This is a genomic window from Bacillus sp. TH25 (assembly GCF_016650935.1).
GTDB classification, from domain to species: domain Bacteria; phylum Bacillota; class Bacilli; order Bacillales; family Bacillaceae_G; genus Bacillus_A; species Bacillus_A mycoides.
Genome location: NZ_JAEKEU010000008.1, coordinates 175,628 through 197,976 on the forward strand (window position 1 = coordinate 175,628; position 22,349 = coordinate 197,976).

Annotated in this window: 21 protein-coding genes and 1 pseudogene; 19 read left to right on the forward strand and 3 right to left on the reverse strand. The window is 34.9% G+C overall.

Going from position 1 to position 22,349, the window contains the following annotated elements:
* The first annotated feature begins 278 nt into the window (after positions 1–278).
* The 15 genes and pseudogenes from JFT89_RS03895 to JFT89_RS03965 all read left to right on the forward strand — a co-directional run bounded on the left by JFT89_RS03895 (position 279) and on the right by JFT89_RS03965 (position 15,699).
* Complete coding sequence (locus JFT89_RS03895) at positions 279–1,268, forward strand: beta-ketoacyl-ACP synthase III (RefSeq protein WP_016095789.1); 990 nt, start codon at positions 279–281, stop codon at positions 1,266–1,268.
* Positions 1,258–2,421, forward strand: coding sequence for an ATP-grasp domain-containing protein (locus tag JFT89_RS03900; RefSeq protein ID WP_016095788.1), 1,164 nt, complete (start codon positions 1,258–1,260; stop codon positions 2,419–2,421). The genes JFT89_RS03895 and JFT89_RS03900 overlap by 11 nt, the downstream gene beginning before the upstream one ends.
* Complete coding sequence (locus tag JFT89_RS03905) at positions 2,418–3,404, forward strand: NAD-dependent epimerase/dehydratase family protein (RefSeq protein ID WP_016095787.1); 987 nt, start codon at positions 2,418–2,420, stop codon at positions 3,402–3,404. The genes JFT89_RS03900 and JFT89_RS03905 overlap by 4 nt, the downstream gene beginning before the upstream one ends.
* Positions 3,401–4,252 (forward strand): MBL fold metallo-hydrolase, encoded by an 852-nt coding sequence (locus JFT89_RS03910; protein WP_016095786.1) that lies wholly within the window; start codon positions 3,401–3,403, stop codon positions 4,250–4,252. Before JFT89_RS03905 ends, JFT89_RS03910 begins: the two co-directional genes overlap by 4 nt.
* Positions 4,245–5,582 (forward strand): F390 synthetase-related protein, encoded by a 1,338-nt coding sequence (locus tag JFT89_RS03915; protein ID WP_016095785.1) that lies wholly within the window; start codon positions 4,245–4,247, stop codon positions 5,580–5,582. The genes JFT89_RS03910 and JFT89_RS03915 overlap by 8 nt, the downstream gene beginning before the upstream one ends.
* Complete coding sequence (locus JFT89_RS03920; RefSeq protein ID WP_016095784.1) at positions 5,579–6,724, forward strand: hypothetical protein; 1,146 nt, start codon at positions 5,579–5,581, stop codon at positions 6,722–6,724. The genes JFT89_RS03915 and JFT89_RS03920 overlap by 4 nt, the downstream gene beginning before the upstream one ends.
* A 198-nt stretch (positions 6,725–6,922) precedes the next feature.
* Positions 6,923–8,035, forward strand: coding sequence for an aminopeptidase (locus JFT89_RS03925; RefSeq protein ID WP_201039471.1), 1,113 nt, complete (start codon positions 6,923–6,925; stop codon positions 8,033–8,035).
* A 280-nt stretch (positions 8,036–8,315) separates the two neighbouring features.
* Positions 8,316–9,548, forward strand: coding sequence for a DUF4073 domain-containing protein (locus tag JFT89_RS03930; protein ID WP_002066209.1), 1,233 nt, complete (start codon positions 8,316–8,318; stop codon positions 9,546–9,548).
* 248 nt (positions 9,549–9,796) lie between these two features.
* Entirely contained in the window at positions 9,797–10,792 is a 996-nt protein-coding gene (cuyA, locus tag JFT89_RS03935; protein ID WP_002066210.1) for a D-cysteate sulfo-lyase, read from the forward strand.
* Between the two features lie 137 nt (positions 10,793–10,929).
* Positions 10,930–11,559, forward strand: coding sequence for a class I SAM-dependent methyltransferase (locus tag JFT89_RS03940; protein ID WP_201039472.1), 630 nt, complete (start codon positions 10,930–10,932; stop codon positions 11,557–11,559).
* Positions 11,560–11,878: 319 nt separating this feature from the next.
* Positions 11,879–12,220 (forward strand): annotated as a pseudogene (locus tag JFT89_RS03945) (YhfM domain-containing protein); the annotation flags it as partial.
* Between the two features lie 215 nt (positions 12,221–12,435).
* Positions 12,436–13,881 (forward strand): L,D-transpeptidase family protein, encoded by a 1,446-nt coding sequence (locus tag JFT89_RS03950; protein ID WP_201039473.1) that lies wholly within the window; start codon positions 12,436–12,438, stop codon positions 13,879–13,881.
* A 349-nt stretch (positions 13,882–14,230) separates the two neighbouring features.
* Positions 14,231–14,446: a hypothetical protein gene (locus JFT89_RS03955; protein WP_002017170.1), complete on the forward strand. Its 216-nt coding sequence runs from the start codon at positions 14,231–14,233 to the stop codon at positions 14,444–14,446.
* Between the two features lie 363 nt (positions 14,447–14,809).
* A complete protein-coding gene (locus JFT89_RS03960; RefSeq protein WP_000441003.1) occupies positions 14,810–14,971 on the forward strand; it encodes a hypothetical protein in 162 nt (53 codons plus the stop codon).
* Positions 14,972–15,300: 329 nt separating this feature from the next.
* Positions 15,301–15,699, forward strand: coding sequence for a DUF1259 domain-containing protein (locus JFT89_RS03965; protein WP_002066215.1), 399 nt, complete (start codon positions 15,301–15,303; stop codon positions 15,697–15,699).
* 236 nt (positions 15,700–15,935) lie between these two features.
* Here JFT89_RS03965 and JFT89_RS03970 read toward each other — a convergent pair whose 3' ends face one another.
* Together JFT89_RS03970 and JFT89_RS03975 are read right to left on the reverse strand one after the other, a co-directional pair.
* Positions 15,936–17,309, reverse strand: a complete 1,374-nt coding sequence (locus tag JFT89_RS03970; RefSeq protein ID WP_033706982.1) for a sensor histidine kinase — start codon at positions 17,307–17,309, stop codon at positions 15,936–15,938.
* Positions 17,306–17,980 carry a response regulator transcription factor gene (locus JFT89_RS03975; RefSeq protein ID WP_002128055.1) on the reverse strand — a complete coding sequence of 225 codons (675 nt, stop codon included), beginning with the start codon at positions 17,978–17,980 and terminating at the stop codon, positions 17,306–17,308. Before JFT89_RS03975 ends, JFT89_RS03970 begins: the two co-directional genes overlap by 4 nt.
* A gap of 222 nt (positions 17,981–18,202) precedes the next feature.
* On the opposite strand from JFT89_RS03975, the gene JFT89_RS03980 reads away from it, so the two are divergent.
* Both JFT89_RS03980 and JFT89_RS03985 read left to right on the forward strand, forming a co-directional pair.
* The gene (locus JFT89_RS03980) at positions 18,203–18,673 is read left to right on the forward strand and encodes a hypothetical protein (RefSeq protein ID WP_002066218.1); all 471 of its coding nucleotides are present in this window, start codon (positions 18,203–18,205) and stop codon (positions 18,671–18,673) included.
* Between the two features lie 20 nt (positions 18,674–18,693).
* Positions 18,694–19,017 carry a PepSY domain-containing protein gene (locus JFT89_RS03985; protein ID WP_016095777.1) on the forward strand — a complete coding sequence of 108 codons (324 nt, stop codon included), beginning with the start codon at positions 18,694–18,696 and terminating at the stop codon, positions 19,015–19,017.
* A gap of 155 nt (positions 19,018–19,172) precedes the next feature.
* On the opposite strand, the gene JFT89_RS03990 is transcribed toward JFT89_RS03985, so the two are convergent.
* On the reverse strand, positions 19,173–19,772 hold the full coding sequence (locus tag JFT89_RS03990; protein WP_002066221.1) for a hypothetical protein: 600 nt from the start codon (positions 19,770–19,772) through the stop codon (positions 19,173–19,175).
* 505 nt (positions 19,773–20,277) lie between these two features.
* Between JFT89_RS03990 and JFT89_RS03995 the strand changes: the two genes are divergently transcribed.
* Both JFT89_RS03995 and JFT89_RS04000 read left to right on the forward strand, forming a co-directional pair.
* On the forward strand, positions 20,278–21,756 hold the full coding sequence (locus tag JFT89_RS03995; RefSeq protein WP_042889603.1) for an MDR family MFS transporter: 1,479 nt from the start codon (positions 20,278–20,280) through the stop codon (positions 21,754–21,756).
* A 145-nt stretch (positions 21,757–21,901) separates the two neighbouring features.
* Complete coding sequence (locus JFT89_RS04000; protein ID WP_016095775.1) at positions 21,902–22,207, forward strand: monooxygenase; 306 nt, start codon at positions 21,902–21,904, stop codon at positions 22,205–22,207.
* Positions 22,208–22,349 lie beyond the last annotated feature (142 nt).

Genomic DNA, 22,349 nt, shown 5'->3' on the forward strand with positions numbered 1-22,349 from the left:
CTTTTATTTACAGAAAATACCATTAAATATTTTTTGATAATTGTTATAATATAATTAAATTGATATAAAAGTTTTTTCTAGAGTATGTATTTGAAGAATTCTCATGCAAAAAGAGCAAGTTCTCAAGTAGAGAGCTTGCTCTTTTTTGAAGAAAAATAGGATTAGAAGTACATAAGGAGATAGCAGAATTTTATAAAAAGACTTTCTGTATGTATCCACAGCAATGTTTAGATGTAAAGGATTTTTAAATTTATAAAAAGATTAAGAGGCGATAGAGAATGAAAAGATATATTAGTATAAAAGGAATTGGCACATATCTTCCGAGAAGAAAGGTAGAATCTTTTGAAATAGATCGCATGCTACATGTGCCAGAAGGCTGGACATTAAAAAAAGCTGGGGTAAAAACAAGATATTTTATTGATGGGGAAACGTCTTCTTATATGGGGGCGGAAGCTGCAAAAAAAGCTGTAGAAGATGCTAAGTTAACTTGGGATGATATCGATTGTATTATTTGCGGAAGCGGAACGATTCAACAGGCAATACCTTCTACAGCATCACTTATTCAAGAACAGCTCGGGCTACAGCATTCTGGTATTCCATGTTTTGATATCAATTCAACATGTCTAAGTTTCATAACAGCACTTGATACAATTTCTTACGCAATGGAATGCGGGAGATACAAAAATGTTGTTATTATTTCTTCTGAAATTTCTTCTGTTGGATTAAATTGGGGACAAAATGAAAGCAGCATTTTATTCGGTGACGGTGCGGCAGCTGTTGTCATAACAAAAGGTGATCATACATCTTCTATTATTGCTTCCCATATGGAAACATATAGCTCTGGTGCGCATTTATCAGAAATTCGTGGCGGTGGAACGATGATTCATCCTAGGGAGTATAGTGAGGAACGAAAAGAAGACTTCTTGTTCGATATGAATGGAAGAGCCATTTTTAAACTATCTTCTAAGTATTTGTTGAAGTTTATCGACAAGCTACTTATGGATACTGGTTATTCCCTGGCCGATATTGATTTAATTGTTCCTCACCAAGCAAGTGGGCCAGCTATGAGACTCATTCGTAAAAAATTAGGGGTTGATGAAGAGCGCTTTATGACCATTTTTGAAGACTACGGTAATATGATTTCCGCATCTATTCCAGTCGCTCTTTTCGAAGCGATTAAGCAAAAGAAAGTGCAACGTGGAAATAAAATACTATTATTAGGTACTTCTGCAGGACTTTCAATCGGGGGCATCCTTCTTGAATACTAAGAAAACAGTATTAATTACAGGGGCACGTGCACCAGCAACTCTGCATTTATGCAGACTGTTTCATAACGCTGGACATACCGTTATTATTGCAGATAGTATTCCTTATCCATTAAGTAAAGTTTCAAAGAGTACGGATTATTTTTATGAAATTCCTTCTCCAAAGTGGAAAACAAATGAAAGTATCCGTGCGCTACTATCCATTATTCAACGTCACAATGTGGATTTGCTTATTCCTACTTGTGAAGAAGTGTTTTATATATCTAAATATAGAGAAGAATTAAGCGCATTTTGCCATGTATTAGTAGATGATTTTCAAAAACTTTCATTACTGCATAATAAGTGGGAATTTATTCAGTTCGTAGCGAATTTAGGGTGGCAAGTACCTGCAACATATAGAATAAATAATGAAGAAGCGATAAGTTCAATGATGCACAAAACGCCAGCTAATACTCCTTTTGTACGAAAGCCGATTTTCTCCCGTTTTTCTGATAAAGTGGAATTTATTACAAAAGAGGTTGCTCTAAAAGAAAGCATGATAGATAAGTCGAATTATATTATGCAAGAGTTTATACGAGGAACGCAGCACTGTTCCTACAGTATTGCACAATCTGGGGAAGTGTTAGCTCACTCTACGTATAAAACGGAATTCACGGCAGGCTTAGGCGCTACCATTGCATTTAAGCATATGAATCATCCTAAAATTGATCAGTTTGTTACGCATATTGTAAAAGAGCTGAATTTCTCAGGACAAATTGCTTTTGATTTTATCGTTACAGAGGATGGGGATGCGATTCCGATTGAATGTAATCCACGTACTACAAGTGGATTACATTTATTCGATGAGGAAATATTGCCGGTTTTCTTTCATGAAACAGTAAACAATACACTCATTCCAAGACCAAACTCTGAGTGCGCAATTCGGTTAGCGATGCTTCTATATGGATTTCCTTATTTAAAAAGTAAACAAAAACGTAAGCGATGGTTAAAAGTTCTATGCTCTTATCCAGATATCGTTTATCGTCACAATGATTGGAAACCATTTTTTTATCAGTTTTTTAGCATGTATAAATTATGGCGTGAAAGTTATAAACAGGAACGGACTATTTTAGAGCAAACAACATATGACATATCGTGGGATGGTGAAGATTTATGAAAATGCTAGTAACTGGTGGAACGGGCTTTCTAGGACAAAAACTCGCCTTTCGACTGAAAAATATGGGCTATGAAGTAACGGCAGCGGGAAGAAATAAAACAATCGGTAAGGTATTAGAACAAAATGGAATCGAGTTTGTTCATTGTCCTCTTGAAGACAGGGATCGTGTGCTACAAGTTTGTAAAGATAAGGATTATATCTTTCATAGCGGCGCACTTTCTTCCCCTTGGGGCAAATATGAAGATTTTTATAATGCGAATGTGTTAGGAACGAAACATATTATCGAGGGATGTCAAAAGTACGGTATAAAACGCCTTATCCACGTATCAACACCAAGTATTTATTTCTATTATGATGAGCGACAAAATGTAGTAGAAAACGCGAAACTTCCTGATACATTTGTAAATCATTATGCAACAACGAAGCACATGGCCGAACAATCTATTGATCAAGCTTTCATGCATGGTTTACCAGTTATCACAATACGTCCGCGCGCTTTATTCGGACCAGGAGATAACGCTATTCTTCCGCGTCTTATTAAAGTATGTGAAAAGGGTGCTTTACCGAGGATTGGTACTGAAAATGTTCTTGTTGATATTACGTATGTTGAGAATGTTGTAGATGCTTTACTTCTTTGTATGCATTCCCCAAAACATACATTAGGTCAAAAGTACAATATAACAAATGACGAGCGTGTAAATTTATATGAGGTCATAGAAAATGTAATGAAGCGTCTTGATAAGGAAGTAAAATATAAAAAAATTTCCTACAAAACTGCTTTTTCACTAGCTGCTATACTAGAAGGAATCTCAAAAACTATTTTATTCGGAAAAGAACCTATTCTCACAAAATATACTGTTAGTGTCCTTTCAAAAAGCCAGACATTAAATATTGATAAAGCTAAAGAAGAACTAGGATATGCTCCAAAGATCAGTATAGAAGAAGGAATTACAAAATTTGTAGACTGGTGGAAAATACAATGAAAATCAAATCTTTAAAGCTATATGATACAGGATATTGCACACATCCAGAAAAAATTGCATATTCCAAGGGCAGTTGGAAACAAATATGCTTTCCTGCTACAGTAGGGTTACTCCAGCATCCAGTATTAGGATATATTTTATTTGATACTGGATATGCGGGACATTTTAAAGAGGCGACAAAAAAATTCCCTTACTCTGTATATGCAAAACTTACGCCTGTTCATTTCGCGGAAGAGCAATCTATTAAACAGCAACTTCTTCTTGATGGTATTCAGCCAGAAGAAATTAAATATATTATTCTTTCTCATTTCCATGGCGATCATACAGCTGGTTTACCTGACTTTCCAAAAGCGAAAATACTAACCTTCGCAAAAGCTTATGAGGATATTAAAAAGAGAAGTAAATTTGGTGCTCTATTAAAAGGGTGTCTAAAAGATACACTGCCGATAGATTTAGAGAAAAGAATGTCATTCATTGATCAAACTCCATCCCTTAACTTACCTTCTACATATGGAAAGTTTGAAGAGGGGTATGATGTATTTGATGATGGCTCATTATTTGCTGTTGACTTAACAGGACATGCAACGGGACAATTTGGTCTATTCGTTCATTTACAGAGTAATAAAATTGTCTTTCTTTGTGCAGACGCAGTGTGGCTAAGTAAAACTTATCAAAACCTTGTATTTCCTAGTAAGATTGCCAATCTTTTAACTAGCGATCCAAAATCTTATCGAAAGAATATTGAGAAGTTACACCATTTATCACAAACATCACCTGAGATTGAAATTGTACCAACTCATTGTGAACATACATGGGATAAAATTAAAGCAGGGGTGTACTATGAATAAACTACGAATTCTCAAGCAATACTTGAAAACAAAATATGTCTCGAGATTTTCAAATCGTAAACAGTTGGAACAGTTTCATAAACAACAAATAGAAAAGCAGCTTTTGTTCACGATAGAGGCGTCTCCTTTTTATCGCCAATTATTTACGCCGTTTTTAAATGAAATTCAAAAGGGGAATTTGGCTGCACTCCCCATTATTGATAAAGAAGTAATGATGGAACATTTTGATACATTAAATACAGTTCATATTTCAAAGGAAGAAGCGTTTCATGTAGCAATTGAAGCAGAAAAGACCCGGAATTTCTCACCAACCATTCGTAATATAACTGTTGGTTTATCATCAGGTACTAGTGGAAATCGTGGGGTTTTTCTCGTTTCTGAGGAAGAACAAACGTTGTGGGCTGGCTCGATTATTGGAAAGGTGCTTCCATCTAGCATTTTACATAAACACACGATTGCTTTTTTCTTACGTGCAAATAGCAATTTATACGAAGCGACAAAAAATGAGCGAATCTCATTTCATTTTTTTGATTTACTAGATTCGTTTCAGCAGCATATCACGCGATTAAATGAAATACAGCCATCTATTTTAATTGCACCTCCGTCTATGTTACGGAAAATCGCTTACTGGCAGCAAGAAGGACTGATTACGATTTGTCCCCAAAAAATTATCTCTGTAGCAGAAGTGCTTGAAGATATTGATAGAGACTTTATTCGTGCAACTTTTAAGCAAACAGTACACCAAGTTTACCAATGTACAGAAGGTTTTCTTGCTACCACCTGCAAGGAGGGGACGTTACACATTAATGAAGACCTCGTTCATATTGAAAAAGAATACTTAGATCAAGAGAATGGGATATTCGTTCCTATTATTACTGATTTCATGAGGAAAACACAGCCTATTATACGCTATCGTCTCAATGACATATTAATTGAGAAAAAAACGCCGTGCAGCTGTGGCTCACCTTTTTTAGCATTAGAACGAATTGACGGTCGATGTGACGATATATTTATTGGAATAAGTGAATTGGATAATAGCGAAATATTTATTTTTCCAGATTTCATTAGAAGAGCAATTTTGTTTGCATCTAGTGACATTCAAGAATTTAAAGTGATACAACACAGCGTAGAAAAAATTGAAATTAAACTTAAAGCACTACCTGAAGACCTCGAATTATGTCAATCAAAGGTAATGCAAGAATTACATACACTGTGGGCTACTAAAAAGTGTGCGATACCACAGTTCTTCTTTTCGCATTACGATATTCAAGTATATGATGAAAAATTAAAAAGAATAGAAAGCCTTGTAAGACGTGGTGAACATAAATGATTCAGTTACATGATGTTCATTCCTTACATAGCATTGATTGGGAATCAAAAAAAGATGGGGCATATGTGCGAGATAGTTTCCTGCCTCTTTTTCAAAAGGGCGTTACAGCATTTATTGAAAATGTTAACACGGAGCTCTTTCTATTAGAAATCGATGATCTCATCTTGCCAGTTACTCTTAATAACGCAGAGTTCGAAAATTCATATGTATGTTCTCCTTATACACATTACGTATCTTATGCGTTAGAAGAGCTATGGGAGTTGAAAAAACCATGGCTAGAGAAGCTATTAACCTATCCAATTCATCTTATGGGAAGTTGGTTACGACGAACGAATATTAATAAAGTAATTGTCGTAAATAATTGGATGCTTTCAACAAATCTTTATCACTCTATCAACGAACGACAAATCGAACAAATTACGAATCTATTTGTTGAGAAATTTCCAGAGCATACAATTCTATTTCGCTCTTTAAATAATGAATTATATCCCGTAACGACAGAAGCACTATCTACAGTAGGTTACAAGAAAATTATGTCTCGTTCTATATACTTATTTGATCCGAAACACTATAAAAAAATGAATCGAAAAAAACGAAAAGACTTATTAAACGATAAAAGCTTATTAGAGAAAAGCAATTATGAAATCATTACGAATGAAGAATTAACAAAGGAGGATATTTTACAAATTTCCCAGCTATACAACCAACTATATATTGAAAAATATTCCGCCCATAACCCAATGTTTACACCCGCTTATTTATGGAATGCTCTTCAGCATCGTTTATTTGAGATAAAGGCCATAAAAAAAGGGGATACAATTGATGGTGTTATTGCTTATTTTATTCGGGATGGAGTTATGACAACGCCGATCCTTGGCTATAATACAAACTCTGACCAGCAACAAGGTTTATACCGTATACTTTCCCTCCTTATTACAATGGATTCTATCGAAAAAGATTTAATTTGTCATTGTAGTGCTGGGGCTGGAGAGTTCAAACGAAATCGTGGTGCAACACAGCAAATTGAATACAGTTATGTATATAACGATCATCTACCACCTAGCCAACAAAAGGTATGGAAAGTATTAATGTGGATATTAAATACATATATAGAACCGATGGCAAAAAAACATCGCTTTTAAACAAAAAGACTTTTATGATTGCTTGTTACCAGGAACTCTTTATTTAAGTGTAGCTGCAATACCCACGTTATGGAATTTATATAGTATATTTTTAATGATTTATTTTATATTTATCGTTTGGATGAAAAAGAGAAATGCTTAAAAGAGTAGTTCTCTTTTTTCAGTTTTTGAAACGGAAATGAAAGGGTGAGCGGTGTAGTGAAGCAAGGATTATCGAAATTAGCAGATGTATTAGTGAATCATTCGACTAAAGTTAAACCTAACGATCAAGTGTTGATTCAAAGTGTTACTGAAATAGATCCTATGGTAGTTCGCGAAATTATTAAAGCTGTTGAAAAAGCAGGGGGATATGCGCATGTATCAATGCGTGACGTTTCTGTTACGAGGCAATTGATTTTGTCAGGATCAGAAGAACAATTTAAGTTATTTGCAGATTGGGAGAGTTATCGATTAAGTAAAATGCAAGTTTATATTAATCTCCGTAGTCCTAGAAATGCATATGAATTAGCAGATGTACCGGCAGAAAAAATGAAGTTATATCAAAAGATATTTGGAAAAGCACATAGTGAAGCAGTGTATAAAACGAGATGGGTGACAACTCGCATTCCGAATGCGGCTTCTGCGCAAGAAGCAAATATGAGCACGGAGGCTTATGAAAAATTTTATTATGATGTATGTACGTTAGATTACAAGAAAATGTCGAAAGCAATGGAGCCATTAAAAGAATTAATGGAAAAGACAAAACGAGTGAGGATTATTGGAGAAGGAACGGATTTGGAGTTTTCTATTGAAGGAATAGGTGTTTTAAAGGGGGATGGTACGGATAATATCCCGGATGGCGAAATATATACAGCACCTGTTAAAGATTCTGTAAATGGAGTAATAACGTTTAACACAGTATCTGTTCAACAAGGTTATGCGTTTCAAAATGTAAAGTTACATGTTAAACAGGGGGAAATAATAGAGGCATATGCAAATGATACAGAGCGAATGAATCGAATTCTTGATACGGATGAGGGAGCAAGATATATTGGAGAGTTCGCGCTGGCTTTTAACCCCTACATACTACATCCGATGAATAATACGTTATTTGATGAAAAAATAAATGGTAGTTTTCACCTAGCGATTGGAGATTCATTACAAGGTGCAGACAACGGGAATAAATCAGCGATACATTGGGATTTAGTAAACATTCAAAGACCGGAGTATGGCGGGGGTGAAGTTTGGTTCGATGATGTACTAATTAGAAAAGGTGGGCGTTTTATTTTACCAGAGTTGTTCGAATTAAATGAAGAAAATTTGAAAAGGTAAAGTTTTTTATTGAGTTTGTGTAAAGTAGATTAAAACACAACATATCAAACTAAGCGATTGATCGCATAATTTTACACTCATTTAATATTAATAGGTAAATAGAAAAATTGACGCCAATTGTTAAATGGATAGTGTAAAAAAGACAAAATCTCTTAAAAAACACTTAAATTTTCACTCCATCTATCTTTACAATCCCTCCTTATAATATGAATTGGACAAGCACCTAAGAGAAAGTAGAGCGTGTCAGTTTATACATTCTATTATTAGGGGGAGAAATTGTATGAAAAAGGCAGTTGCTTCATTAGCTGTTATGGCGGTATTATTACCGACATTTACAATGCATGCGGAAGAGAAAGAGCGAGTAAGAAAAACAGCTACGATGTTTAATGTTATTAGTGACATTCAAGGGGATTTAGGGGATTTTGATCACGTGTTAAAAGATATGAACAAAGTGACGCCACTTTCTAGAGCGCTTATTATGAATGGGGATATAACGCCAACTGGACAGCAGTCACAATATGATGATGTAAAGCGTGTGTTAAACAAAAATAAGCACCCGGAAAATGTATGGTCAACTGTTGGGAATCATGAATTTTACGCTGGTAAATGGACAGCTGATGGGAAACTCTCTCAAAATACATGGCCAAATGGTGTAACGGAAGAGACATTGTTTAATCGATATTTAAAATTTAGCGGACAAGATAAGGTATATCATAAAAAAGAATTAGATGGTTATCCGCTTTTATTTTTAGGAACTGAAAAATATATGAAATACCACGATTCAAAAATGTGGGATGAAGTATATATGAGTGATGAGCAATTAGGATGGTTAAAACAAAATTTAGAAGAGTATAGTCAAAAAGATAAAAATAAGCCGATTTTCATTTTCTCTCATCACGTTTTACCTGATACAGTATCTGGATCAAGACAAAATCCATATTTACAAGATTATTTAAACGTTGATAAATTGTACGATATATTAAAAGACTATCCGCAAGTAGTTTTCTTTACGAGTCATACACATTGGGATTTAAACTTACCAGATTGGGCTGGTAAAAAGAAAATTACAGGCGGAGATGAAAAAGGATTTACAGTTGTAAATACGGGCGGAATTGAAACTGGTTGGATGTCGGCTGGACCAAATGGTGGCGAGAAGACTGCGCCGGATGGATATTCTTTCAAACAAGGATTACAAATAAAAGCATATGGTAACGATGTAGTCGTAACGGCTTACGATTATAAACGTGATAAGGATATAAAGAAATTATCAATTAGTGATGCAAAAATCGCACAAATGGCACCAGATGTGACGGCTGATGATAGAAATAATGTAATCGTTGGTGCAACAGAATATATGGAGTACTCTGTAGAAGGAACGAACGAGTGGAATACGTATAATCCAGGAAAACCGCCAAAATTTGATGGCGACAAAATCGTATACGTACGTCACAAAGGAGAAATGAATTTAGAGCCAGGATTAACACAGCTTCTTCGTTTTTCGGCAAATAAGTGATTGGAGAGAGCCCGCATTTAAATGTGTGGGCTCTTTTTTGAGTGATGAGAAATGGATTTTGTAAGCCGTTTTTTGTCGGTAAGTCGATATTCTATGTTGAATCGCCAGTAAAAGTAAAATATCGCCTATATAATTTCATTTACTGAATTTCGATACATTTTTAATCCAGAAAGGTGACTTCATCATTTTTCCATGTAATAATAGTATGGTTACATTTACTGTGAAAGAGTATAAAAGGAGCGTTATTGATGAATTTAGCTAAATTCCCGAGAAAAAAATATACAGAATCATATACACCAATTGAAAAATTAAACAATTTTTCAGAAGCACTTGGTGGACCAACTATTTATTTTAAACGAGATGATTTACTTGGTTTAACAGCTGGCGGTAATAAGACGAGAAAGTTAGAGTTTCTAGTTGCGGATGCACAGGAAAAGGGTGCAGATACGTTAATTACAGCTGGTGGTATTCAGTCAAACCATTGCCGTCTAACACTTGCAGCTGCGGTAAAAGAAAAAATGAAATGTATTCTTGTGTTAGAGGAAGGGCTTGAGCCAGAAGAAAAGCCAGACTTTAACGGAAACTATTTCTTATATCATTTATTAGGTGCTGAAAACGTAATTGTTGTGCCAAACGGAACAGACCTTATGGAAGAGATGCATAAAGTAGCGAAGGAAGTAAGTGAAAAAGGAAATACACCATATGTCATTCCAGTTGGTGGATCGAACCCTACTGGCGCAATGGGATATATTGCTTGTGCGCAAGAAATTATGGCTCAGTCATTTGAGCAAGGAATTGATTTCAGTTCAGTTGTTTGTGTAAGTGGTAGCGCTGGTATGCATGCTGGTTTAATTACTGGCTTTTCCGGAACGCAAAGCAAAATTCCTGTAATCGGAATTAACGTAAGTAGAGGAAAAGCGGAGCAAGAAGAGAAAGTAGCAAAACTGGTAGATGAAACTTCAGCTCATGTTGGTATCCCAAACTCTATTTCACGCGAAGCAGTTACATGCTTTGATGAATATGTAGGACCAGGATACGCTTTACCAACACCAGAAATGGTTGAAGCAGTACAGTTACTTGCGAAAACTGAAGGTATTTTACTTGACCCAGTTTATACAGGTAAAGCAGTAGCGGGACTAATCGATTTAATTAGAAAAGGTAAATTTAATAAAGAGGACAACATTTTATTCGTACATTCAGGTGGCTCACCAGCTTTATATGCGAATACGTCTCTGTTTGCGTAAGTGTGAAAAAGCATTGGATATCCAATGCTTTTTGTTTTGAATTAATGTTGAAATTTGATACAATTTCGTGAATATGCGATGATTTTTCAACATTCAATGGTAAATAACGAGAGATATATATAAAGGAGATTGATGTTATGACAGAATTTTGGGAAGCAAGTTTTATAGAAAATCAAATGATGTGGGGATTTAAACCTTCAGATTCCGCAATTTTGACGAAGGACATTTTCCTTGAAAAGAAAGTGAAGGATATATTGATTCCTGGTATTGGGTACGGTAGAAATGCGAAGGTTTTTATTGATAACGGAATACATGTAACAGGTATTGAAATTTCAAAAACGGCGATTGAATTGGCGAGGGCAAATGAACTCAATGCTGATTTCTTCCACGGTTCAGTTACGGATATGCCTTTTGATAACAAACTTTATGATGGTATATTTTGTTATGCACTTATTCATTTATTGAATAAGGATGAGAGAGAGAAGTTTATTAAAGATTGTTATAGTCAGCTAAAACCAAACGGGTATATGATTTTTACTACTATTTCTAAAGATGCCCCAATGTTTGGGAAGGGTAAACAACTGGGTAAAGACTACTTCGAGATAATGGAAGGGGTAAAAATGTACTTTTATGATATGGACTCGGTAAAACAAGACTTTGGAAAATATGGACTGATAGAAACTACGGAAATTTTGGAGCCACATAAAAATGTGGAAAGTAAACCTCCATTTAAATTTATAATGATCAAATGTCAAAAAACACTATAATTACAATTGTGTAAAAAATAGTGAAAGGTTACTTAATAAGCTTGATGTGTAAGCTACTCACTAATTATTCTTTAAAGGCGAAGTAAGGGAAGTCAAATGGCATCCCTTACTTCGCTTAATTTAGTTTAAAACATTTTTTAAACTTCCAACGAATCATTTGTTATATAATGGAATTATTGAAGCGTGAGAGGAGTGATTATATGAGTACAACATTAAGAGAGGTCATATACACAATACTCAGTATTTCTATAATATTAATAATTTTTTTAGGTTACGGATTATATTTGTATTTTAAGTGAAATGATAACTGAACCAAAGGAAAGATCAAAGAATCGAAGTGCAAAAACGTGTTGGTGATGATAATTATGAGGATTTGAAAGTAGTTACAGACAATAATCAAGTGTTGCAAGTAAAGAAAATATTAAATGATATTCATTTTGAAAATAAAAAAGTGGAAATGTCTCGTTCAGCTGATTATCACTTTGTTTTTCAATTTAAAAATCCGAAAATAGAGGCGAAAGCTGTGTTGTATCAAATTTGGATAAGTCCTAATAAAGATAAAGTAGAAGTTATGGCGGGGGATAATCGCTATGCTCAATTAGAAGGGAAAAATGCAGCCACTTTGTTTGAGATTGTTACGGGAGAAAAGTTAGTTGAATAAAAGTATATGGTACTTAACTTTTTCAGATTTATTGTAATGATTCACTACTTGTAAGGGATTATTCAGTGTGTCTTTCTATTAAAAAGTCTAAATTTGATCAATTAAATGCGATAAAATCTTTTTAAAAATAATGAAATTTTAGGAAAAATAAGGTACACTAGTCAATGGTTTTAGTTTAAAATCGATTGACGTTAATGTATACGGGGGAAAGATTGATGAACAATAGTCCAATAAATGAATCAGTTGAAGAAGTTGAGAGAAAACGAGTAAGATCAAGCAAACGTTTTACAAATTGGAAGCTTATTGCAGCGGGTGTTGGTGTAATTGTACTTCTCATTGGAGGAATGAGTTATTATCAGGCAACTCACTTCAATTCAAATGTTACGATTAATGACACAAAAGTCGGTGGTCTGAACGCTGATCAGGCAATACAGAAATTAAAAACATCTGGACTAGAAAACAAAGTCTATGTTGATCAACAACAAATTTTAGATGAAAAAGATACAAAAACGGAACTTACGGAAAAAGATTTTCCTCAAGTTAAGAAACTATTAAAAAGCCAGTGGACATTTTTCCCTTCCTCAAAGGAAAAAAATTATTCAGTGCTACCGGAAAAGGCGGATCAGTATCGTAGTGAAACGATGAAAAAACTTGTAGAAGAAAAGCTCATCTCTATGAATGAAAAATTACAAGCGCCTCAAGATGCTATGGCGAAGCTGGAACAAGGAAAAGTTGTTATTTCGAAGAGCGTTGATGGAAAACAGTATGACGTTACGAGTCTACTGAAAGATTACGACAAGCAGAAATATAAAAGCGAAATTCATCTGAAGTCTACATACATACAGCCTATTAAAGAAGACGATCCGATTATCAAAAAAGAGGAGAAAGCACTACAGAATCTTCTTGGGCAGTCAGTTGAATATAAAGTGCAGAATGAAGTTTATCCTTTAAAAGCGAAAGATTTAATTCAAAATGCCTCTATGTCAAAGGATATGAAAGTGACAATCGATGCAAGCGATATTAAGAATAAGATTGCTGAAATTAATAATGCTAAATCAACATTAAATAAAAATTTCAGCTTTAAAACCCATTCCGGTTCGGTCATATCAGTAAAAGGACAAGGCTACGGCTGGGCACTAGATGTTGAAAAAGAAACAAAACAAGTTCAACAAGCTTTTGAAAAGGGTGAAAAATCGCTATCTGCTTCTAATATCCATGGAAATGGTTGGGAGAAGGAAGGTATCGGTTATGAAACAACATCGAATAATGGCATCGGAGACACGTATGCGGAAGTTTCAATTGCAGATCAACAAATTTGGATTTATAAAGATGGGAAATTAGTCGTCACAACAAATGTAGTAACTGGTAAACATAGCACGAGTGAAGATACATCACCAGGTGTGTGGTACGTTCTATATAAACGAACACCATACACGCTCAAAGGCAGCGCAGTAGGTAAAGCTGATTATGCAGTTAAAGTAGATTACTGGGTGCCATTCACAAATAGCGGCCAAGGATTCCATGATGCAGGCTGGCGAAAAGACTGGGCAAATAATGCTTATTTAACAGGGGGATCAGGCGGGTGTGTAAACCTTCTTCCTAATGTTGCAAAAACTGTATATGATAGTTTGAACACTAATGATCCAGTTATTGTGTACTAGAAAATAGCTACGTATTAAGAAATAAATAAAGCAGGAAACCTTATCTGATGGTACATGAAAAAACACCTCTTGAATTCGCATATTTAGTGTGCAAATTCAATGGAGGTGTTTTTGTTTGAAAACAAGAGTTCATTGCCTATAAGAAACGAAGTAGAAAGAGATTGAGATGATAAATAGATATTCAAATAGTCAATAAAATTGACACTGAATATCATTTTCATTTATTATGAAGTCGTCACATGTAATTGGACATGATTTTTGTGAAAAAGTTTACTTTTTTATTAATATAATAGATTTCTATTAAGGTGTCCCATTTAAGAATTTAAGCGTAGGAAAGGGTAAAATAAAAATGAACTGGAAAAAAGGCGGATTATGGATTATTATTTTTTTCATTGTAAAAGGTACGATTTCTACACTTTTAATAGTTACAGGTGCTAAATATTTTGATTTATCATTTATGCAACTTTTCGTACTAATACTGATCTTATTACTGATTTCTCTCATAAGTCGAAAATTGCTGCATAGACATAAACAAAACAAAAAGCAAAAAGAGCTAAATATATAATGAAGCCCCAGAGACCTTTGGATTTCTGGGGTTTTACTATATATTTAGCTTCTTACTATTTGTGGAAAGTAAAACTCCCAGTTCAAAATTTAGGTGGTACAGAAGTTTGTTGGGAGCTGATTAAAGTTTCACTTTATTTCATAGTGCATGATCTATTTTGATTAATTGTCAGGTTTTTATGTATCCTCTAATGACAAGGTTAAATCCTTTCAAATCGGTCAATCACGTTTTTTTGAATTCACTAAAAGTGGCTGAACCTATGCAGAATAACGATACCATCTCTAGCAAAATAATTAACTATCTCATGCAAGAAAGTTAGGCTAGTTAATCGCATATGTTTTATTGAAGGGATGTGATTGAATTATGGAACGGCCGAATTGGGGAATTGGAGGATTAGTATTCGTTGGCTGCATGTTTCTTGGCGGAGGAGTGGGATCTATATTAGGTGATACTCATGCTGGATGGCTAATAGGGATGGGTGCTGGATTTATTGGGATGGCTTTAACGAGACTGATCAGAAAGTAATATAACGGGGATTCTTCTTCGGGTAAATAAGGAAATATGTATGTAAGTAATTCATGGTATAAGAGCTCTATAAGTTATAGTTAGGAGCTTCTCTTTTCTAAATTTCTCCATACATAGATATGATTCTCAAGTCGGAGGATGGCACCTTAGGGTGTCTTTTTTATGCTCTCTAAAAATGTCTTAACATATATAGCCGAGTTAATTCAAATAATCAAGAATAATTGAGCTAACAGTTTTCGTTAGATTGCCATTATCTTTTTTGTAATAGAATAGATTCATTACCGTTTCAGACCGATGTATTCATTCATAACCTAACAGTAAAAGGGGGGATGATTAAAGGCATGGTGATTAATGATGAATTAATTTGTCAACAGTTTGCAAGAATTATCGGCGGCCAAGAAGGATTCGCCGGTGGAAAATGCGTGGCAACAATAAATCGAGATGAAATACAAGCAACAATCTTGGGGAAACGTTTTAGAGTAACAACTTCCTTCTCATTCGAATCACGAGATAATAAAACTGGACGGGCATTATGTCTAGGGCGGGTAGCACTCTTACAAAAGGAAGTCACTGAATTTGTTGCTACAATTATTAAACAAGGAATAATCGTTTCGTCTATACACAATGAGTGGTTATGTGATGATCCAAATTTAATTTACGTTAATATCGAAGACGTTGATGATCCACTAATTTTCGCAAGGAAAGTCAGAAGAGCATTATGCAATTAACCAATTTTTTTAGTTAAATGAGTGATTGTGTTGATTAGAATATTTCAGATTGTTGAATGGTATACTTGGAAAATAGATTTAAGTAGATAGTTTTATAAAATCTCATATATAGCTAAAAAGAGTAACTCCATTTTGATCGCTTTTTTTCAAAATGGAGTTTTTGTATTTACTTTTAAATAAGGACTGAAGAGAGCTTTTTAATCAATCTTTATTCTAAAGCTAAAACCGAGCATACATTATGCTCGGTTTTCAATAGGTAGTTTAAATGTAAAAGTACTGCCTTCTCCTAATTCACTTTCAACGGTAATTTCTCCTCCGTGTAGTTCTATAATCCATTTTACCATCGACAATCCTAAACCTGTGTTTCCATTGTTTGAAGATGTTCGTGCTGCGTCAACTCGATAGAAGCGGTCCCATATTTTCACAATATGCTGCTCGCTGATGCCTATGCCATTATCGGAGACTTTACCTATTATGTTGGTTTCATCCCGGAACAGTTGCATATTCACAGTGCCGTTCGCTTTGCTATAAGCAATCGCATTCGTTAGTAAATTCATTAATAAACGCATCATCAATGTTTGATCTGCTTTAATAAACAGGTCTTCCTCTATATGTGTTGTTATATTAATCGAAGCTTCTTGAACCATTAATGAAAGCTCTTCTACAACGATTTCCGTTAATTCACTCATATTGATACATTCAAATTGAAAAGTATTATGCTTTTCTTGGTCAACTCGTGCTAATAATAAGAGTTGCGAGATTAACGCGGACATTTTACGCGATTGCCTTAAAATTACTTCTAACGATTCTTCCATTTCTGTCGGATTATTCCTCTGCGATAAAGCGTATTCGCATTGCGAAATAATAACAGATGTTGGTGTTCTTAATTCATGAGATGCGTCAGATGTAAATTGTTTTTCACTTTCGAATGATGTCTCCAATCGCTCAAACATTTTGTCAAAGGTTTGTGCTAAATGATACATTTCGTCTTTCGATGAACCTTGTAAATTAATTCTCTTCGAAAGGTCTTTACCATCACCAATTTCACTGGCTGAATCACTCATTTGTTGCACAGGTCGAAACGCTCTTTGCGTAATAAAATATCCTCCCGCTGCTGCAATGAGAATAAGTAATGGAAATGAGATGAGTGTTACCACAATAAGCGTATTCATGGTCGATGATAATTGATTCATGGTCATTATTCCACGAACCCAGACTTGCTCATCGCCGCCTACATTATGGAGGAAATCATATACTATCCATTCTTTATTACCGTCTTTAATGGTTTGTATTTCATCGGATTTAAGCGATACCTTTTTATTAAATCCTGTTGGACTATGTCCTGCCAGCAGCTCACCTTGCTTACTATAAATGATGATATTTACTCCATCTTCTAAGGCTTCAAATTCATCGTCAATCTTTAACTGTCCATGCTTATATTCGATATCTTCAATGCTTTCTTTTACTGTGCTCTTCAATTGATTTTTCATATTAAAGAGCACAACTTTATCTGAAGAAGTTAAAATAAAAGCTAACACGAGTGCCATAATAATTACAACTAGCCCCGTATACCATAGGGTCACTCTCATTTTTATTGATAGTCTTTTCATGATTCAACTCGCAATACGTAACCAGTGCCTCGTACTGTATGAATTAACTTCGTTTCAAACTGGCTATCAATTTTTTTACGAAGGTATCGGACGTAAACATCAATAATATTCGAGCCACCTTCATAGTCGTAATTCCACACATGTTGCTCAATTTTATCTCGTGTCAACACAACTTCTTTATTACGAATCATATATTCTAAAATAGCAAATTCTTTACTGGAAAGATTGATAACTTGATCTCCTCTTGTTACTTTATGCATATTGCAATCCACCACTAGGTCAGCGATTTCAAACACATTAGATGTATTTCCTGTTTTTCTTCGCATCAACACTCGAATTCTTGCTAACAGCTCATCAAAAGCAAAGGGCTTTACTAAATAATCGTCCGCACCTAAGTCGAGTCCTGTTACGCGATCATCAATTGTATCTTTAGCTGTAAGGAGCAAGACAGGAGTTGTATTATTGTCCGCACGTAATCTTTGTAATACTTGTAAACCATCTATTCCGGGAATCATAATGTCAAGCACAATCAAATCGTAGGTAGCCATGCTTATATAATCCAAAGCATCTTCTCCATTCCCACATCCATCGACACTATAATATTCTGCATTTAATCGTTTTACTAATATATTTTGTAAGTCTTTTTCATCTTCGACAATAAGAACTCGCATTAACATTCTCCTTTTCTTCTTATTTATATGTATCACTATAATTCCGAAACATTAAAGAAAGATTAGAAACTATTTAATTATATCATTTTATCCCGTAAAAGCCCGATTGGTGAGGGCTGATTAAAGTTTCACTTTATTTTTTTGCACATTAATCTTCCTTTAATGTTTGTTCAGTAATATAAGGACATGGATAAGGTGCACATGTAAAGGGAGGAGAACATAATGGGAAAATGGATGATGATTGGAGCAATGTCTTGTTTATTCTTAACAGCTTGTTCTACTCAAGCTGATAACGATACAGAAATACAACAACTGAAAGTAGAAAACGATACATCACAAAAAGAAGGTGCTCAACTACAACAAGAACCACACAAAACAGGGCCTGCTATGAATGATACTAAGCAAACACAAGATTTCAAAAACGAAGTCACATCTATTGTAGAAAAGGCAAATAATACGAAACCAGTTGGAGCAAAAGAAGATAACTTAAATACGTACTTAGCAGCAAAAAAAGAAATTGACCAATTAGATGACAAGATAGATCTATCTGATGATCAGCTAGAAGCAGATTTTCACGCTGGAACGATAACTGTTGAACAATATCAAATACAAGAAAGAGAACAAGATATACTTGAAGATCAATTAGAGCAAGCAGAAAATGTACTTGAAGCAAGATTTGGAATAAATGATTAATTATTAAGGAGTGGATGAAAATGTTAAAACATAAAAAGAAAATAATTATAAGTGTAATTGCTATTTTAGTAAGCGGTATTGCTATTGTTGGTGGATATTATGGTATGGGCTACAATTATGCGAAAAAGAATGAAAACTACACAGAGAAACAAGTTCGTGAAATTTCTTTAGCTCATACAAATGGAGAAATTATTAATGTGAAAAAAGAATTCGAATTAGAAGATGACAACTTAGCACAATCTACATTTGAATATGAAGTGGAAATTAAGACACCTGATAATCTGTTAAATAGTTTAAAAGTTAGTGCTAGAACAGGTACAATAGAAATCAATAATGAAGATTAAAAAAATATCGACAAATAAAATATCACGTATTTGAAAAAATCCAATAAGCTGCCCATATGGGCAGCTTATTTACACAATTATCGTTAACGGAAGTTAATTATATTTTTCTACGTACTAAATAAAAAGCTAAGGACCTATCCTCCCGTTCTAATTAACTAAAAGAAGAGCTTTCCCATACCGATTAGACTACTAAGCATTCCTATTCCATTCATGGTGCCTTTTCCTACTGTAAGTAAGTTTCCAAACATTCCTGGTTGACCGTTACCTCCGTTATTCCCCCATCCCATGGGACTTACCTGTCCTCCCCAACCTGGAGGGTTAAAAACACCCCATTTATTGGTATTAAAATTAAAAGGCTTGGCTGGCGGCGATAGTAAAGCGGCAAGATGACCTTGTGCGAACATCCCTGTATGATTGAATGGTTGGGGCCAGGGGAAGGGAGGTTTTTGAAAATTAAAACCTGCATGGCCTGGTAATGGAGCCCAATTAGCAGGATGTCCTTGGGGCATCATCCCTGCATAATGGATTGGCTGACCCAAAGAGAAGGGAGGGGGACCGGGATTGAAACCCGTATAATTGGCTGGTGAATCCCAACCAAATGGATAGACTCGACAACTCCAATTCTCAGGAATCGTCAGACCATTCATTCCCTCAGCTTTAGTTATTTGGGGCTGTGAATATAATGATGACATTGAAATTTGATTATTATATTGCTCCTTGTTTCCCTCTGAATTCAAATACCAATATTGGTGCATAAGCTTATTCCCCTCACTTTAAAAATGTAATGTTAGACTTAGCCTATGTAATATTCCTTTTTATGGTTGGTTACATGACTAGATTTACAAGCCTGTATTTAAAGGAATGGGTGTGTGGTCTTGTTGATTTATCCCACTATTTGTGGGCAGCAAGACACCTCCACCTCAAAATTCAGCGAAAGCGAAGCAGCTAGATGAGGGTTGAGCCGCCTGTAAAAGTCCCACTGATTAAAGTTTCACTTTATTTTAGAAGGGTATTTTCAGTTGCTCCTTTTGTTTAATTCAGCCTAATTTAATTTCGGTTAACAAACGTGTTTAAATGTTTATACAGGTTTAATCAATAAAAAAGATTTTAAAATGTTATGTTGAGCAAGTAAAATTGTTAAAAAGAGAATATCCATTCGAAGAGTTTGGCAAAATACTGCAAGGATAATGTATTCTTGTGCAGATATGCAAACGATTTAAACGAATCAATGGAATTTATAATGAAGGGGCAAATGATTATATGAGTGAAACATTACATAAAAGAAAACCACCATATTTAATGCTTGTAATCCTTTTTATTGGTGCATTTGTTTCATTTCTAAATAATTCGCTTTTAAATGTAGCCTTGCCATCAATAATGAAGGATTTAGACATTAAAGATTATTCAACGATCCAGTGGCTTTCTACAGGGTATATGCTTGTAAGTGGTATATTAATTCCGGCATCAGCATTTTTAATAACCCGTTTCTCCAATAGGAGCTTATTTATTACATCTATGGTGATTTTTATTCTTGGTACGGCCTTAGCGGCTTTAGCACCGAACTTTGGTTTATTACTTACTGGCCGGATGGTTCAAGCAGCAGGTTCTTCAGTCATGGGGCCTTTGCTAATGAATATTATGCTAGTAAGCTTTCCAAGAGAAAAAAGGGGAACAGCAATGGGGATTTTTGGATTAGTTATGATTACAGCTCCAGCAATTGGACCGACACTATCGGGTTATATTGTAGAGTATTATGACTGGCGTTTGCTTTTTGAAATGATTTTACCGTTAGCAATCATTAGCTTACTGTTAGGGATTTGGAAATCGGAGAATGTCATGAGACAAAACAAAAATGCAAAACTTGATTATCTCTCATTACTATTATCTTCTGTAGGCTTTGGCGGTTTGTTATATGGATTCAGTTCCGCAAGCTCCGATGGTTGGACGAATAAAGTTGTTTTAACAACCTTAACCATAGGCGCTATTGCCCTAATTGTTTTCATTGTCCGTCAATTAAAAATGAATGAACCGTTATTGGATTTACGTGTTTACAAGTACCCAATGTTTGCACTTGCGTCTGTAATTGCAATTGTCAACGCAGTGGCCATGTTTTCGGGTATGATTTTAACACCAGCTTATGTACAAAACGTCCGCGGTATTTCGCCGCTGAGCTCTGGGCTGATGATGCTTCCAGGTGCGATAATAATGGGGGTTATGTCACCAATTACAGGAAAACTATTTGATAAATATGGCCCTCGGATTCTTGGTATAGTAGGACTTTCCATTACAGCTGTTTCAACTTATATGCTGGCAAACCTGCAAATCGATTCTAGTCACACACATATTATTCTTATTTACACACTGCGAATGTTTGGGATGGCGATGGTGATGATGCCACTTATGACAAATGGCCTTAATCAATTGCCAACTCGCTTAAATCCGCACGGTACAGCTGTTAATAATACAGCTCAACAAGTGTCCGGTTCGATTGGTACTGCTATTCTTGTTACGATTATGAATTCTGTAACAAGAACAAAAGCTGAAAGTCTAATGGCTGATGTAGATCCAACAACCTTCACAGAAGCTACGAAGGCAATGTTAACTCAGAAGGCTTTATTATCCGGAATCCAATATTCATTCTATGTAGCGCTTGGCATGAATGTTGTTGCACTACTATTAGTTTTTTTCGTTAAACGTGTAGATACAAGCGCGGAAGCTGTCGAGAGGTTAAACCGGTAGAGCAAAATAAAACTCTAGATAATGTTTCCTACAAGTTTTTTTGTTGATTAGTTAGACAAGGAAGCTTTTATCTGGGAGTTATCAAATCAAAGAAAATTTCAGTGAAATTCCTGTTGAGAAATATAGGGAGTAAGGGGGAGTGAAAATGGCATATTTATTACAGGTTGATTTTCCGTTTGAAGGTCCTTTTGGTGATGAAATGGAAAAAGCATTTTGGGATTTAGCAAAAAGTATTAATGAAGAAGAAGGATTCCATTGGAAAATATGGACGGAGAATCAAGAAACGAAAGAAGCTGGAGGCATCTATGCATTTGAAGAAAAACAAGATGCTGAAAAATATGGAGAAATGCACAAGAACAGACTTCAAGCATTTGGTGTTAAAGATATTAGAGTGAAAATTTTTCACATTAATGAAGAGTTAACTAAACTGAATCATGGTTATAGTAAATAATAAGGGACACGGAATTCAAAGAAGGAGGGGATAATCCCTTCTTTTTGAATTCTTCCTTTATAAAAAAATCCCTATATAGATAGGGATTTGTGTATCGGCATATAGTTCCTTGGAAAAGGTAACATATGAGAGTTCTTGAATT

What these genes read in the sequence shown, in the direction of transcription:
- JFT89_RS03960 (WP_000441003.1), top strand. Translation starts at nt 14,810, where the DNA reads ATGGAACGGCCGAATTGGGGAATTGGAGGATTAGTATTCGTTGGCTGC.
- JFT89_RS03985 (WP_016095777.1), top strand. Translation starts at nt 18,694, where the DNA reads ATGTTAAAACATAAAAAGAAAATAATTATAAGTGTAATTGCTATTTTA.
- JFT89_RS03970 (WP_033706982.1), bottom strand. Translation starts at nt 17,309, where the DNA reads ATGAAAAGACTATCAATAAAAATGAGAGTGACCCTATGGTATACGGGG.
- JFT89_RS03950 (WP_201039473.1), top strand. Translation starts at nt 12,436, where the DNA reads ATGAACAATAGTCCAATAAATGAATCAGTTGAAGAAGTTGAGAGAAAA.
- JFT89_RS03990 (WP_002066221.1), bottom strand. Translation starts at nt 19,772, where the DNA reads ATGCACCAATATTGGTATTTGAATTCAGAGGGAAACAAGGAGCAATAT.
- JFT89_RS04000 (WP_016095775.1), top strand. Translation starts at nt 21,902, where the DNA reads ATGGCATATTTATTACAGGTTGATTTTCCGTTTGAAGGTCCTTTTGGT.
- JFT89_RS03910 (WP_016095786.1), top strand. Translation starts at nt 3,401, where the DNA reads ATGAAAATCAAATCTTTAAAGCTATATGATACAGGATATTGCACACAT.
- JFT89_RS03905 (WP_016095787.1), top strand. Translation starts at nt 2,418, where the DNA reads ATGAAAATGCTAGTAACTGGTGGAACGGGCTTTCTAGGACAAAAACTC.
- JFT89_RS03895 (WP_016095789.1), top strand. Translation starts at nt 279, where the DNA reads ATGAAAAGATATATTAGTATAAAAGGAATTGGCACATATCTTCCGAGA.
- JFT89_RS03975 (WP_002128055.1), bottom strand. Translation starts at nt 17,980, where the DNA reads ATGCGAGTTCTTATTGTCGAAGATGAAAAAGACTTACAAAATATATTA.
- cuyA (WP_002066210.1), top strand. Translation starts at nt 9,797, where the DNA reads ATGAATTTAGCTAAATTCCCGAGAAAAAAATATACAGAATCATATACA.
- JFT89_RS03940 (WP_201039472.1), top strand. Translation starts at nt 10,930, where the DNA reads ATGACAGAATTTTGGGAAGCAAGTTTTATAGAAAATCAAATGATGTGG.
- JFT89_RS03920 (WP_016095784.1), top strand. Translation starts at nt 5,579, where the DNA reads ATGATTCAGTTACATGATGTTCATTCCTTACATAGCATTGATTGGGAA.
- JFT89_RS03930 (WP_002066209.1), top strand. Translation starts at nt 8,316, where the DNA reads ATGAAAAAGGCAGTTGCTTCATTAGCTGTTATGGCGGTATTATTACCG.
- JFT89_RS03965 (WP_002066215.1), top strand. Translation starts at nt 15,301, where the DNA reads ATGATTAAAGGCATGGTGATTAATGATGAATTAATTTGTCAACAGTTT.
- JFT89_RS03955 (WP_002017170.1), top strand. Translation starts at nt 14,231, where the DNA reads ATGAACTGGAAAAAAGGCGGATTATGGATTATTATTTTTTTCATTGTA.
- JFT89_RS03915 (WP_016095785.1), top strand. Translation starts at nt 4,245, where the DNA reads ATGAATAAACTACGAATTCTCAAGCAATACTTGAAAACAAAATATGTC.
- JFT89_RS03995 (WP_042889603.1), top strand. Translation starts at nt 20,278, where the DNA reads ATGAGTGAAACATTACATAAAAGAAAACCACCATATTTAATGCTTGTA.
- JFT89_RS03980 (WP_002066218.1), top strand. Translation starts at nt 18,203, where the DNA reads ATGGGAAAATGGATGATGATTGGAGCAATGTCTTGTTTATTCTTAACA.